The sequence below is a fragment of the Streptomyces sp. C1-1 genome, assembly GCF_050214755.1.
Taxonomy (GTDB): Bacteria; Actinomycetota; Actinomycetes; order Streptomycetales; family Streptomycetaceae; genus Streptomyces.
Genome location: NZ_CP189826.1, coordinates 3,065,741 through 3,079,772, shown reverse-complemented (window position 1 = coordinate 3,079,772; position 14,032 = coordinate 3,065,741). Strand labels below are relative to the sequence as shown.

11 protein-coding genes are annotated in these 14,032 nt (G+C 69.9%); 8 read left to right on the top strand and 3 right to left on the bottom strand.

Translation table 11 applies throughout. The features are described from left to right. The first annotated feature begins 3 nt into the window (after positions 1 to 3). Positions 4 to 888, top strand: a complete 885-nt coding sequence (locus ACQF4J_RS13890; RefSeq protein ID WP_427165721.1) for a GNAT family N-acetyltransferase — start codon at positions 4 to 6, stop codon at positions 886 to 888. A 34-nt stretch (positions 889 to 922) separates the two neighbouring features. Then, positions 923 to 2,899 carry an ATP-dependent DNA helicase gene (locus ACQF4J_RS13885; protein ID WP_351577533.1) on the top strand — a complete coding sequence of 659 codons (1,977 nt, stop codon included), beginning with the start codon at positions 923 to 925 and terminating at the stop codon, positions 2,897 to 2,899. A gap of 151 nt (positions 2,900 to 3,050) precedes the next feature. On the opposite strand, the gene lexA is transcribed toward ACQF4J_RS13885, so the two are convergent. Then, positions 3,051 to 3,830 (bottom strand): transcriptional repressor LexA, encoded by a 780-nt coding sequence (gene lexA / locus ACQF4J_RS13880; RefSeq protein WP_200702936.1) that lies wholly within the window; start codon positions 3,828 to 3,830, stop codon positions 3,051 to 3,053. A gap of 602 nt (positions 3,831 to 4,432) precedes the next feature. Here lexA and nrdR point away from each other — a divergent pair. The 3 genes from nrdR to ACQF4J_RS13865 all read left to right on the top strand — a co-directional run bounded on the left by nrdR (position 4,433) and on the right by ACQF4J_RS13865 (position 8,963). Next, positions 4,433 to 4,993, top strand: a complete 561-nt coding sequence (nrdR, locus tag ACQF4J_RS13875) for a transcriptional regulator NrdR (RefSeq protein ID WP_351577529.1) — start codon at positions 4,433 to 4,435, stop codon at positions 4,991 to 4,993. 165 nt (positions 4,994 to 5,158) lie between these two features. Continuing rightward, positions 5,159 to 8,065: a vitamin B12-dependent ribonucleotide reductase gene (locus ACQF4J_RS13870; protein ID WP_351577526.1), complete on the top strand. Its 2,907-nt coding sequence runs from the start codon at positions 5,159 to 5,161 to the stop codon at positions 8,063 to 8,065. Positions 8,066 to 8,252: 187 nt separating this feature from the next. Continuing rightward, on the top strand, positions 8,253 to 8,963 hold the full coding sequence (locus tag ACQF4J_RS13865; protein ID WP_351570508.1) for a DUF6215 domain-containing protein: 711 nt from the start codon (positions 8,253 to 8,255) through the stop codon (positions 8,961 to 8,963). A 6-nt stretch (positions 8,964 to 8,969) separates the two neighbouring features. Here the strand turns inward: ACQF4J_RS13865 and ACQF4J_RS13860 are convergent, their stop codons facing one another. Beyond that, the gene (locus ACQF4J_RS13860) at positions 8,970 to 9,503 is read right to left on the bottom strand and encodes a TerD family protein (RefSeq protein ID WP_351570219.1); all 534 of its coding nucleotides are present in this window, start codon (positions 9,501 to 9,503) and stop codon (positions 8,970 to 8,972) included. Positions 9,504 to 9,662: 159 nt separating this feature from the next. Between ACQF4J_RS13860 and ACQF4J_RS13855 the strand changes: the two genes are divergently transcribed. The 3 genes from ACQF4J_RS13855 (at position 9,663) to ACQF4J_RS13845 (ending at position 11,974) form a co-directional block, all read left to right on the top strand. Continuing rightward, a complete protein-coding gene (locus tag ACQF4J_RS13855) occupies positions 9,663 to 10,268 on the top strand; it encodes a YdbC family protein (protein ID WP_351570222.1) in 606 nt (201 codons plus the stop codon). A gap of 116 nt (positions 10,269 to 10,384) precedes the next feature. Beyond that, positions 10,385 to 11,044 carry a histidine phosphatase family protein gene (locus ACQF4J_RS13850; RefSeq protein WP_351570224.1) on the top strand — a complete coding sequence of 220 codons (660 nt, stop codon included), beginning with the start codon at positions 10,385 to 10,387 and terminating at the stop codon, positions 11,042 to 11,044. Between the two features lie 12 nt (positions 11,045 to 11,056). Next, the gene (locus tag ACQF4J_RS13845) at positions 11,057 to 11,974 is read left to right on the top strand and encodes an ADP-ribosylglycohydrolase family protein (protein ID WP_427165720.1); all 918 of its coding nucleotides are present in this window, start codon (positions 11,057 to 11,059) and stop codon (positions 11,972 to 11,974) included. Between the two features lie 340 nt (positions 11,975 to 12,314). Here ACQF4J_RS13845 and ACQF4J_RS13840 read toward each other — a convergent pair whose 3' ends face one another. Then, entirely contained in the window at positions 12,315 to 13,862 is a 1,548-nt protein-coding gene (locus ACQF4J_RS13840; RefSeq protein ID WP_351570228.1) for an MFS transporter, read from the bottom strand. Positions 13,863 to 14,032 lie beyond the last annotated feature (170 nt).

Genomic DNA, 14,032 nt, shown 5'->3' with positions numbered 1-14,032 from the left:
GCGGTGCCTCCCACCGACGCCAGCGCCCACGCAGCCCCCGCCACCGGCACCGACAGCGACGGCGGTGACCTCACCGGTGCCTGCGCGGCCGAGCGCAGTACCGACGTGGCCCCGGAGCCCGTGGCCACGGACTGCGAGGACACGCTGGACCTCCGCCTGCCCGACGAACTGCTCGCCCTCATCGCGGAGCAGGCGGGCGCGGACGAGGTGCCGGTGGCGGGGTCGGACGGCGCCACCGCGCCGCCGCTCTCCGCCGTCACCGCGCCGCCTCTCCTCGCCACCGGGGCTCCGCCCCTCTTCGCCGCCACGCTCGATCACGACCTTCTCGACGGCGTCGCCGAATGGGGTCCCGTCGGCACCCCCGTCGGCACCTTCCACCTCGTCCCCGTCGTGATCGAGCGGGACCTGCCGCTGATCACCCGTTGGATGAACGACCCGGCCGTCGCCGAATTCTGGGAGCTGGCCGGTGCCGAGAGCGTGACCGGGGAGCACCTGCGGGCCCAGCTGAACGGTGACGGCCGCAGCGTGCCGTGCGTCGGCGTGCTGGAGGGCGCTCCGATGAGCTACTGGGAGATCTACCGGGCGGACCTCGACCCACTGGCCCGGCACTGTCCCGCGCGGCCCCATGACACCGGAATCCATCTCCTCATCGGTGAGGTCGCCGACCGCGGACGAGGTCTCGGCAGCGCGCTGCTCCGAGCCGTGGCCGACCTCGCCCTGGACCGGCGGCCGGCGTGCGCACGCGTCGTCGCGGAACCCGCGCTTCGCAACACACCGTCCGTCGCCGCCTTCCTGACCGCCGGTTTCCGGTTCTCCGCCGAGATCGACCTGCCCGACAAACGGGCCGCCCTCATGGTCCGGGACCGGTCCCTGCGCCTTGTGCTGTGATGTTGTCAGTGCCGGGCCGTAGGGTGGTCGCGCTATGACGAAGCCCTCACTCCCCGAACTCCTGCATGCTGCCGTCACCGCCGTCGGCGGTACGGAGCGCCCCGGCCAGGTGACCATGGCCGAAGCCGTCGCGGAGGCGATCGACGACGGCTCCCATCTGCTGGTCCAGGCCGGCACCGGCACGGGAAAGTCGCTGGGCTACCTCGTGCCCGCGCTCGCACACGGGGAGCGCGTCGTCGTGGCGACGGCCACGCTCGCCCTGCAGCGCCAGCTGGTGGAGCGGGACCTGCCGCGCACGGTGGAGGCGTTGCACCCTCTGCTGCGCCGCCGCCCGGAGTTCGCCATGCTCAAGGGCCGATCGAACTACCTGTGCCTGCACCGGCTGCGCGAGGGCGTCCCGCAGGACGAGGAGGAAGGGCTCTTCGACCAGTTCGAGGCCGCCGCGCCCACCAGCAAGCTGGGCCAGGACCTGCTGCGGATGCGTGACTGGGCCGACGAGACCGAGTCGGGTGACCGTGACGACCTCACGCCGGGCGTCTCGGACCGCGCCTGGGCCCAGGTTTCCGTCTCCTCCCGCGAGTGCCTGGGTGCCACGAAGTGCGCCTACGGTGCCGAGTGTTTCGCCGAGATGGCCCGCGAGCGCGCCAAGCTCGCCGAGGTCGTCGTCACGAACCACGCGCTGCTCGCGATCGACGCGATCGAGGGCGCCCCGGTGCTGCCGCAGCACGAGGTGCTGATCGTCGACGAGGCACACGAACTGGTCTCCCGGGTCACGGGTGTCGCCACCGGCGAGCTCACCCCGGGGCAGGTCAACCGCGCGGTGCGCCGCGCCGCCAAGCTGGTCAACGAGAAGGCCGCGGACCAGCTCCAGACCGCCTCGGAGGGCTTCGAGCGGCTGATGGAGCTGGCCCTGCCGGGCCGTCTGGAGGAGATCCCGGAGGACCTCGGTTACGCGCTCATGGCGCTGCGCGACGCCTGCCGTACGGTGATCTCCGCGATCGGCGCGACACGCGACAAGTCCGTGCAGGACGAGGACGCGGTGCGCAAGCAGGCGCTGGCCTCGGTGGAGTCGGTGCACGACGTGGCGGAGCGGATCACGAACGGCTCCGAGTGGGACGTCGTCTGGTACGAGCGCCACGACCGCTTCGGCGCCTCCCTGCGCGTCGCTCCCATGTCCGTGTCGGGACTGCTGCGCGAGAAGCTCTTCGCGGACCGCTCGGTCGTCCTGACCTCCGCGACGCTGAAGCTGGGCGGCGACTTCAACGGGGTGGGTGCCTCGCTGGGGCTCGCCCCGGAGGGCACCGAGGGCGACGACCTGCCGCAGTGGAAGGGCGTCGACGTCGGCTCCCCCTTCGACTACCCCAGGCAGGGCATCCTCTATGTCGCCAAGCACCTCTCCCGCCCGGCGCGCGACGGCGACCGCGCGGACATGCTGGACGAGCTGACGGAGCTGATCCAGGCGGCCGGCGGCCGCACTCTGGGCCTGTTCTCGTCGATGCGGGGCGCGCAGCTCGCGGCCGAGGAACTGCGGTCCCGGATCCCGGAGTTCCCGATCCTCCTCCAGGGGGAGGAGACACTGGGCGAGCTGATCAAGAACTTCGCCGCCGACCCGCAGACCTGTCTCTTCGGCACGCTGTCGCTCTGGCAGGGCGTCGATGTCCCCGGCCCCAGCTGTCAGCTGGTGGTCATGGACAAGATCCCGTTCCCGCGTCCCGACGACCCCTTGATGAGCGCCCGGCAGAAGGCCGTTGAGGACGCGGGAGGCAACGGCTTCATGGCGGTCGCCGCCACCCACGCCGCCCTGCTCATGGCCCAGGGCGCCGGCCGCCTCGTACGGGCGTCGGGCGACCGAGGTGTGGTCGCCGTACTGGATCAGCGGCTGGCCACCGCGCGGTACGGCAGCTATCTCAAGGCGTCGCTGCCGGACTTCTGGTACACCACGGACCGCAACCAGGTCCGCAAGTCGCTGGCGGCGATCGACGCGGTCGCGAAGCGGGCGGAAGCCGAATGAGCGGAGGCCGGTCCGTCTTGGTGCCTGACGGACCGGCCTTGGGGCACCCCTGACGGACCGGCTCCGGACAGTGCAGGGCCCCGGAACCGGCGCAGGGGTTCCGGGGCCCGGTCAGAGGGCGGTACCCACGAGGAACCGCCCGCCGCAGCGGTCAGACGCGCCGCAGCACGGCCACCACCTTGCCCAGGATGGTCGCGTCGTCGCCGGGGATCGGCTCGTAGGCGGCGTTGTGCGGCAGGAGCCAGACGTGGCCGTCCTCGCGCTTGAAGCGCTTCACGGTGGCCTCTCCGTCGAGCATCGCGGCGACGATGTCGCCGTTCTCCGCGACGGGCTGACGGCGGACCGTGACCCAGTCGCCGTCGCAGATCGCGGCCTCGATCATCGAGTCACCGACGACCTTCAGCACGAACAGCTCGCCGTCGCCGACCAGCTGGCGGGGGAGAGGGAAGACGTCCTCGACCGACTCCTCGGCGAGGATGGGGCCACCGGCGGCGATACGCCCCACCAGCGGGACGTACGACGCTGCGGGCTTGCCGGCGGTGTCGGTGGGCTGCACGGTGGCGCCCTGGTCGGAGCCGCGGACCTCGTAGGCGCGCGGGCGGTGCGGGTCGCGGCGCAGGAAGCCCTTGCGCTCCAGTGCCATCAGCTGGTGTGCGACGGAGGAGGTGCTGGAGAGGCCGACCGCCTGGCCGATCTCCCGCATCGACGGCGGGTAGCCGCGTCGCTGGACCGAATCCCGGATGACCTCGATCACCCGGCGCTGCCGGTCGGTCAGCCCGGAACTGTCGGCCCGGATACCTGGAGGTCGGCCCGGCAGGGACCGCTTGTGCGCCTCAGGGTTCACGGCTTCGTTCATCGCATGCACCGGCTCGAGTCGGCCCTGGGAGCGGTCCTGGGCAGTGATGGTGGCACTGTCTGCGGTGGTGGTCACGTCGGCCCCTCTCGATGGTCTCCCTGCTGGACAACGGTAGTTGCTTTCGAAAGGTTGCGCCAAACACACGTTCGAGTGAAAAAGTATGGATCGCCTGACTTGATCATGTGTCTGGGTGTATGGCCAACGCGTTACCTGGCGGACAAAGGGGCGCATTGTTGTACTCTTCACCGCCGGGGTGACGGCCTCGTGGGTCGCTGACCCAGTTTGCCATCCGGCATCCCGTCAACCGGGGACGGCCCCCCATCTGTGCCGGAGTCCCACGCCCTCTCCTTGCGGCGCCCACGGTATCTCCGCATGTGCCGGAACGGTACGCCTGTGCGCTCCCGGGTTCCGTGTCCGCGCGCTCGAGGGTTGTCCGGAGCGGCTCTGGGTACCTGGTGTCAGCCTCTTTGTGCGCGACACGCGTGATGGCCTGGGTTTATGAGCCAGGCCCTACATCTAGTGGTTGGATGGCTACGCCAGCCCACAAGTTGTGTTTCTTTGCGATACCCGGTGGCTTCCGCACCTCTGAGATCGCCTATGCTTGGGGCTGCTTCGAGGGGCCCGTGAGGCCCGGCGAGGCTATTGAGTCTGCTGTGCCGTGAGGAGGGTTGGAGTCCATGCACTGCCCCTTCTGCAGGCACCCCGACAGCCGCGTCGTCGACAGTCGTACGACCGACGACGGCACGTCGATCCGCAGGCGCCGCCAGTGCCCCGACTGCTCCCGTCGTTTCACGACCGTGGAGACGTGCTCGCTCATGGTGGTCAAGCGGTCCGGAGTCACCGAGCCCTTCAGTCGTACGAAGGTCATCAACGGCGTGCGCAAGGCATGCCAGGGACGGCCTGTCACCGAGGACGCGCTCGCCCAGCTCGGCCAACGGGTCGAGGAGGCGGTGCGGGCCACCGGGAGCGCCGAGCTGACCACCCACGACGTGGGGCTGGCCATACTCGGCCCGTTGCAGGAACTCGATCTTGTCGCTTATCTGCGATTCGCCTCCGTCTACCGGGCGTTCGACTCGCTCGAGGACTTCGATGCGGCCATCGCGGAACTGAGGGACGGGGCGCGCAGCGCAGTCGCGGACGACGAAGACCGCCAGGACGCTGTCGCGGGGAGCCAGGAAGACGACGGCGGGCCAGGAGGGACCGTGCAGGTCCCCGAGCCCGCCCACGCCGCCGACTGACCGGCGGGCCGGAAACCGGGCCCAGACCCCGGATCCGGCCGGTTCGGCGGCCATGAAGACCTGTTGCGGGCGGTAGCGAGTGGGTGCCCGCAACACCAGACAGAACACCGTGCCACGGGAACATCGTGGCACTTCAGGGCGTTTTCGCCCGTACAGGGAGGCGGCATGACAGAGACGGCGAGCGGTCCGGCACGGAGTTCCCGCGCCAAGGGCACCAAGGCGGCAGCGAACAAGGGCCTGCGTATCGAGCGCATCCACACCACCCCCGGCGTACACCCGTACGACGAGGTGACCTGGGAGCGCCGTGACGTCGTCATGACCAACTGGCGCGACGGCTCGGTCAACTTCGAGCAGCGCGGCGTCGAGTTCCCCGACTTCTGGTCGGTGAACGCGGTCAACATCGTCACCAGCAAGTACTTCCGCGGTGCCGTCGGCACCCCGCAGCGCGAGACCGGCCTCAGGCAGCTGATCGACCGCATCGTGAAGACGTACCGGAAGGCCGGCGAGGACTACAAGTACTTCGCCTCTCCCGCGGACGCCGAGATCTTCGAGCACGAGCTGGCGTACGCCCTCCTGCACCAGATCTTCAGCTTCAACAGCCCCGTCTGGTTCAACGTGGGCACGCCCCAGCCGCAGCAGGTCTCCGCCTGCTTCATCCTGTCCGTCGACGACTCCATGGAGTCGATCCTCGACTGGTACAAGGAAGAGGGCATGATCTTCAAGGGCGGCTCCGGTGCCGGCCTGAACCTCTCCCGCATTCGCTCCTCCAAGGAGCTGCTGTCCTCCGGCGGCAACGCCTCCGGCCCGGTCTCCTTCATGCGCGGCGCCGACGCCTCCGCCGGCACCATCAAGTCCGGTGGTGCCACCCGCCGTGCCGCCAAGATGGTCATCCTCGACGTCGACCACCCCGACATCGAGAACTTCATCGAGACCAAGGTGAAGGAGGAGGAGAAGATCCGCGCCCTGCGCGACGCGGGCTTCGACATGGACCTGGGCGGCGACGACATCACGTCCGTCCAGTACCAGAACGCCAACAACTCGGTCCGTGTCAACGACGAGTTCATGAAGGCCGTCGAGCAGGGCGGCAAGTTCGGCCTGCGCGCGCGGATGACCGGCGAGGTCATCGAAGAGGTCGAGGCCAAGAGCCTGTTCCGCAAGATGGCCGAGGCCGCCTGGGCCTGCGCCGACCCGGGCATCCAGTACGACGACACGATCAACCGCTGGCACACCTGCCCGGAGTCCGGCCGCATCAACGGCTCGAACCCCTGCAGCGAGTACATGCACCTGGACAACACGTCCTGCAACCTCGCCTCGCTGAACCTGATGAAGTTCCTCAAGGACGACGGCAAGGGCACGCAGTCCTTCGACGTCGAGCGCTTCGCGAAGGTCGTCGAGCTCGTCATCACCGCGATGGACATCTCCATCTGCTTCGCGGACTTCCCGACCCAGAAGATCGGCGAGAACACGCGCGCGTTCCGCCAGCTCGGCATCGGCTACGCCAACCTCGGCGCCCTGCTGATGGCGACCGGCCACGCCTACGACTCCGACGGCGGCCGCGCCCTCGCCGGCGCCATCACCTCCCTGATGACCGGCACGTCGTACAAGCGCTCCGCCGAACTCGCCGCCGTCGTCGGCGCGTACGACGGCTACGCCCGCAACGCGACGGCCCACAACCGCGTCATGAAGCAGCACGCCGACGCCAACACCGAGGCCGTCCGCGTGGACGACCTCGACACGCCGATCTGGGCCGCCGCCACGGAGGCCTGGCAGGACGTGCTGCGCCTCGGCGAGAAGAACGGTTTCCGTAACTCCCAGGCGTCCGTCATCGCCCCGACCGGCACCATCGGCCTGGCGATGTCCTGCGACACCACCGGCCTGGAGCCCGACCTCGCCCTGGTCAAGTTCAAGAAGCTGGTCGGCGGCGGCTCGATGCAGATCGTCAACGGCACGGTCCCGCAGGCCCTGCGCCGCCTGGGCTACCAGGAGGAGCAGATCGAGGCGATCGTCGCCCACATCGCCGAGCACGGCAATGTGATCGACGCCCCCGGCCTCAAGCACGAGCACTACGAGGTGTTCGACTGCGCCATGGGCGAGCGTTCCATCTCCGCGATGGGTCACGTCCGCATGATGGCCGCGATCCAGCCGTGGATCTCCGGCGCCCTGTCCAAGACGGTCAACCTGCCGGAGTCGGCGACCGTCGAGGACGTCGAGGAGGTCTACTTCGAGGCCTGGAAGATGGGCGTCAAGGCGCTCGCCATCTACCGCGACAACTGCAAGGTCGGCCAGCCGCTCTCCGCCAAGACCAAGGAGAAGGAGAAGGCCGCGGTCACGGAGAAGGCCGAGGCGACCATCCGCGAGACGGTCGAGAAGGTCATCGAGTACCGCCCGGTCCGCAAGCGCCTCCCGAAGGGTCGTCCCGGCATCACGACGTCGTTCACGGTCGGCGGTGCCGAGGGCTACATGACCGCCAACTCCTACCCGGACGACGGTCTCGGTGAGGTCTTCCTGAAGATGTCCAAGCAGGGTTCCACCCTCGCGGGCATGATGGACGCCTTCTCCATCGCCGTCTCGGTCGGCCTCCAGTACGGCGTGCCCCTGGAGACGTACGTCTCCAAGTTCACGAACATGCGCTTCGAGCCGGCCGGCATGACGGACGACCCGGACGTGCGGATGGCGCAGTCGATCGTCGACTACATCTTCCGCCGCCTGGCGCTGGACTTCCTGCCCTTCGAGACGCGGTCCGCCCTCGGCATCCACTCCGCCGAGGAGCGCCAGCGTCACCTGGAGACGGGTTCGTACGAGCAGTCCATGGACGACGACGAGGTCGACGTCGAGGGTCTGGCCCAGTCGGCGCCGCGCGCCCAGGAGCTGAAGGCCGTGGCCACGCCGCGTGCCGAGGTCGAGGCGGCCAAGCCGGCCCCGAAGCAGGCCCACACCAGCGCCGAACTGGTGGAGATGCAGCTGGGCATCCAGGCCGACGCCCCGCTCTGCTTCTCCTGCGGTACGAAGATGCAGCGCGCCGGTTCCTGCTACATCTGCGAGGGCTGCGGCTCGACCAGCGGCTGCAGCTGATGCCGCGCGAGCGCGGCTGAGTCGGCCGTGCGGGGCGGTGGAGCCGGTGTCCGGCTCCACCGCCCCTTTCGTCGCTCCACCGCCCCTTCGTTGAAATGCGAAAACTTGTTCCCCCGCGGAGCGTTCACAGGTTAGGCTCCCCCGGCGCACGACCGGCGCGAACGGCAGGGTGGGGAACGTGGGGGACATGGTCGACGGTTTCGCCGACTCCGGAAGAGCAGCGAGTGAGCCCGAGAAGGGCATGAGCGCGGGGGCCCAGGCGATCGCCGCGGTGGTGGTGGTCGGAGGCCTGGCGCTGGCCCTGTGGGCCCTCAGCGGGACCCTGCGGCAGGGGCCCGGCCAGAGCGCGCCGGCCACATGCGAGGCCGCCCACCACTCCAAGCCGTCGAAAGGCGTGACCGGGGACCAGCTGTGCACGGCCCTGAACCGCCCCGACCTGCCCGCGCTGCTCGGCACGCCGGACGAGTACGCGCAGACCGCCGACGGCAACGAGAGCACCATGACCTCCGCCGACGGCAGTAGGACCAGCACGCCGGAGGCGGACGTCGATCTGAAGACGTACTCCCTGAAGCTCTCGCTGTCCGACGACGACGTCCCCGTGGCCGACATGGCCGCCTTCCTCGGCGCCACCGCGCAGCGCAGGACGGTCCTCGGACATCCCGCGGTCCTCTACTCGGACCGGACCATCGCCCTGAGCTTCAACCTGGGCGGCGGCAAGGCCCGCACCGGCCCGGGCGGCATCGCCAGAAGCCTGCTGGTCGCCAGGGACGCCAAGGACGGCGGCGGCTTCTACGAAGTCTCCCTCTGGCGCCAGGACTTCGCGACACCCGACGACACGGCGCTCTTCCGTGTCGCCGAGAAGGTGCTGCCGACGGTTCCGGGCTGGCGCGCGGGGTGAGACGGATCAGGGCTGGTGCGCGCGTCCCATGGTCCTGGTGAACGTCTCAGGATCGTCCTCGTGGCCGTGGATTCCGGGACGGAAGTCCCAGGCTCCGGACCCGTCGCGCACGAACTCCCCGACGGTCGCCGCCGTGGCGCCGAGTACGTCGCCGAATTCGTCCTCGGCCAGGACCGCGTACCCCTCGCGGATGCGCAGACCCGGGTTGATGACGCTGACGAAGGTCCGTGGTTCCGGGCGCGGCTGGATGACGACGCCGACCACCACGCGCGCGTACCGCTCGCTGAGCCGGTCCAGCTCCAGCGTCATGATCTCGTCCCAGCCGAAGCCCTTGCCGTCCCTGCTGTCCCGGTTGAGGTAGATGGTGCCGTCGGGCGAACGGCTGTCGAAGTGCACCACATAGGCGGGATCGCCGTACGGGTCGCCCGACGGGTAGGTGGCGGCAACGATGTCCAGATCGGTCGGCGGCTGCCCCGCCGGACTCGGGTCCCACTTGACCGCGACCTCGACCTTGCGGATCCCCTTGTTGAGGGCGTTCACCAGGTTTCCCCTTCCCCGTTTCCGCTTTTACCCAGTCCGGCCCGAACTGCCGTGCGTACAAGGCCGATTGTCCATCCTGCCACGCGGATGGGCGCGCGTGCTCCGGAGCTGTCCGCCGGAGCGTGACCGGCGCCACCCTCCTGGCCTTACCATGGCGCGGTGCTGGTCAAGTGGATTCGCTGCACCGTGGTGGACCGCCGCGGGTTCGAGCGGGGGCAGCGAAAGTGGGCGGGGCTTCTGGGGGAGCCGGGGTTTCGGGGACAGGGCGGTGGCTGGAGCCGGGGGCGGCCGGGCGTGGCGCACATCTTCTCCTTCTGGGAGAGCCGTTCCTTCTACGACTCCTTCATGGCGCGTTCCCACGACCGGCTCGCCGCGTCGCAGTCCGGCACGTTCAAGGACACCCAGGTCAAGCTCTTCGACTACCGCTTCGACGTGAAGACCGGCTTCGAGCCGCGCTTCACGGACGCGGACCTGGTGCGCGTGGCCCTGTGCCGCGTCCACGAGGAGCGCGCCGAGCACTTCACCCTGATGCAGGAGAAGGTCTGGAACCCCGCCATGGCCGGTTCGCCGGGCATGATCCGTGGGTTGTTCGGGGAGGCCCCCGGTCACGAGTTCCTGGTGCTCTCGATGTGGCGGTCGGCCGCGGAACACGGCAAGTACCGCGCCGAACGCGTCGAGCGGCTCGCCCTGCGGGCCCAGATCGAGGCGGACGTGGCGGCCCTCAGCGGGGACATCGTGGCCCTCGAACCGACCTGGACGGTCTGAGAACGGGCCCCGATCGCGCGCCCGGACGCCGCCCGTGGTGCGGGAACCGTGTGACCTACGCCGTATGGGGCCCGTACGAGTGAACGATCAGCCGTCACTCGATCTAGGGTTTCCGCATGGCACGACCACGGCGCATCGTCCTTGTCCGCCACGGGGAGTCAACGGGCAATGTTGATGACACCGTCTACGAGCGTGAACCCGACCACGCGCTCGCACTGACCGAGCGTGGCCGGGAGCAGGCGGAGGAGACCGGCAAACGGCTGCGGGAGGTCTTCGGCCGCGAGCGCGTCAGCGTGTACGTCTCCCCGTACCGCCGCACCCACGAGACCCTGCGCTCCTTCCACCTCGACCCCGATCTGATCCGGGTGCGCGAGGAGCCCCGGCTGCGCGAGCAGGACTGGGGAAACTGGCAGGACCGCGACGACGTACGCCTCCAGAAGGCCTACCGGGACGCGTACGGCCACTTCTTCTACCGCTTCGCCCAGGGCGAGTCCGGCGCCGACGTGTACGACCGGGTCGGGGGCTTCCTGGAGAGCCTGTTCCGCAGCTTCGAGGACCCCGACCACCCGCCGAACGTGCTGCTGGTGACCCATGGCCTGGCCATGCGGCTGTTCTGCATGCGCTGGTTCCACTGGACGGTCGCGGAGTTCGAGTCGCTGTCCAACCCCGGGAACGCGGAGATGCGGATGCTCGTTCTCGGGGACGACGGCAAGTATCAGCTCGACCGGCCCTTCGAACGCTGGCGGGACCCGGAGCCGTACGGGATCACCGGATAGAGTGGCGCACATATGACCCCTGACTCCTCCTCCGCCGGGCGCCTGGACCGCGCCCTGACCAGCCTCCGTGGACTGGCGGTCGGGGACGCCCTGGGCTCGCAGTTCTTCGTGCCGGCGAACTATCCGCTGCTCAAGCGCCGCGAGCTGCCGCCCGGTCCCTGGCAGTGGACCGACGACACGGAGATGGCCTGCTCCGTGGTCGCCGTCCTCGCCGCCCACGACCGCATCGACCAGAACGCCCTCGCCCAGTCCTTCGCCCACCACCACGACTTCGACCGGGGCTACGGTCCCGCCGTCAACCGTCTGCTGCGGCTGGTCCGCGAGGGCGGCGACTGGCGCGAACTGGCCGCCGCGCTCTTCAACGGCCAGGGGTCCTGGGGCAACGGCGCGGCCATGCGGATCGCACCCCTGGGCGCCTGGTACGCGGACGACCCGGAGCAGGCGACGCACCAGGCGGAGATCTCCGCCTACCCCACGCACCAGCACCGCGAGGCCGTCGTCGGCGCCATGGCCGTGGCTGCCGCCGCCGCGCTGGTCGCCGCGCCCACCGGACCGCCGAGCCCCGAGGCACTTCTCGACGGCGTCGTCGCCCTCGTCCCGAAGAGCGCCGTCGGCGCGGGCCTGCGGCGCGCCCGGGACATGCTCGACTACGGCGACCCGGGCACCGTCGCTGCCGTCCTGGGCTGCGGACGGCGTACGACGGCCCACGACACCGTCCCCTTCGCCCTCTGGTCGGCCGCGCGGGCCCTCGGCGACTACGAGCGGGCCTTCTGGACGACCGCCCAGGTCGGCGGCGACGTGGACACCACCTGCGCGATCGTCGGCGGCGTGGTCGCCTCGGCGAAGGCGGGGCTGCCCCCCGCGGAATGGACGGCGGCGACGGAAGTCCTGCCGGAGTGGACGCCGGGGGAGCGGGCGGCTTCGGCCTGAGGCGCCGGGGGCGGCTTCGCGGCTGGCGCGAGACGGGGCGCTCTTTGCGGCTTCTGCCTGAACGGCCGGTGCCTCGACGAGGCGGATGGCTGAAAACTCTCCGTGTTCGTCGGGAACTCTGCGTGACGGGTTGTCCGTTGTGCGTGTGTCGGCCCGGCTGGCGACGGGCCGACATCACGCGGGTGGCACAACAGGGGTCCGGGGGGTGGGGGTCATGCGGTTCGCGTCAGTGTCGGCGGCGACGTCGTGCGGCGCCGCGGGTGTGCGGACGGCCGGACCGGCGTCCTCGCCATCGGTCCCCTGGACCCGGTCCGGCCGTCCCCGTGCGGGCGGGATCGGCTCAGCCGATGCCCGGGCCCGCCGTCCCGGCGAGGGCCTCCAGGTCGCTCTTCCGTACCCGGATCACCAGCCAGGCGGTCGCGAGTGCCAGTACGGCCATGGCCGCGGCGGCGACGAAGCCCATCGAGATGCCCTGGGCGAGCACCTCGTGCCCCCACGTGCCTGGCAGTTGGTGCGTCTTGGCGAACTCCGCCTTCTGCTGAGCCGATCCGTCGGCGAGGAACTTCGGAAGCTGCTTCGACGCCTCGTCCTTGCTGGCCGAGCCGAACACCGTCGTCAGGATGGACAGCCCGAGCGAACCGCCCACCTGCTGCGTGGCGTTGAGCAGACCCGAGGCCGCACCCGCCTCGTGCTGGGCGACACCGGAGACGGCGGTCACCGTGAGCGTCACGAAGTTCAGGCCCATGCCGAAGCCGAAGACCAGCATCGGACCGAGCACGCCGCCGGCGTAGGAGCTGCCGGAGCTGATCATCGTCTGCCAGGCCAGTCCGATCACCGCGAGCGCGGACCCCGTGAGCATGAACGGCTTGGGTCCGAACCTCGGCAGGAAGCGCTGGGACAGACCCGCGCCGAGCGCGATCACGACCGTCACCGGCAGGAAGGCGAGGCCGGCCTGGATCGGGCTGTACCCCAGCACGTTCTGCACGAAGAGCACGATGTAGAAGAACATGCCGAACATCGCCGCGGCCAGGCTCAGCATGATCACGTACGTGCCCGAGCGGTTGCGGTCGGCGAACATCCGCAGCGGCGTGATCGGTTCCTTCGCCCGCGACTCGATCAGCGCGAAGGCGGCCAGCAGGACCACGGCGGCGCCGAAGGACCCGATGGCCAGACCGTCCCGCCAGCCCTCGTCCGCCGCGCGGATGAAGCCGTAGACGAGCGAGGCCATGCCCGCGGTCGAGGTCACGGCGCCCGCGATGTCGAAACGACCCGAGTGGCGTTCGGACTCGCTGATGTAGACCGGTGCGAGAAGGATGATCACCAGGCCGATCGGCACGTTGACGAAGAACACCCAGCGCCAGTCGAGCCACTCGGTGAGCATGCCGCCGGAGAGCAGCCCGATGGCACCGCCGCCCGCCGAGACCGCGGCGAAGACGCCGAACGCCCGGTTGCGCTCGGGCCCCTCGGGAAACGTGGTGGTGATGAGCGCCAGCGCGGTGGGCGACGCGATCGCGCCTCCCATGCCCTGCAGGACCCGTGCGGCCAGCAGCTGCCAGGGCTCCTGGGCGAGGCCGCCGAGCAGCGAGGCGAAGGTGAACAGCAGGATGCCGGTCATGAAGACCCGTCGGCGGCCGAGGATGTCACCGGCCCGGCCACCCAGGAGCAGCAGACCGCCGAAGGTGAGTGTGTAGGCGCTGACGACCCAGGTGAGGTCGGTCGTGCTGAACTGGAGCGCGTCTTGAATGTGCGGCAGCGCGATGTTCACAATCGTCGCGTCGAGTACGACCATGAGTTGGCAGGCCGCGATGACCGCGAGCGCGACGCCGGGACGGCCGCCCCGGCGAGCCGCACCTGGCTTCTGATCCTTGATCAACTGAGAGGTTGTCACTATGGGTCCCCCACGGAAGCGTTAGTGAACGCCCGCGTTCACTGTCGCGTCAAAGGTAGTGAGTCCCCAATAGTGAACGCAAGCGTTCACTTAAATCGATGTCGTGCGGCACCTCCCCCGCTGTCGCCGCGCGACGCACCCCTCGTCCCGTAAGCCCCCGCTCACCCGCT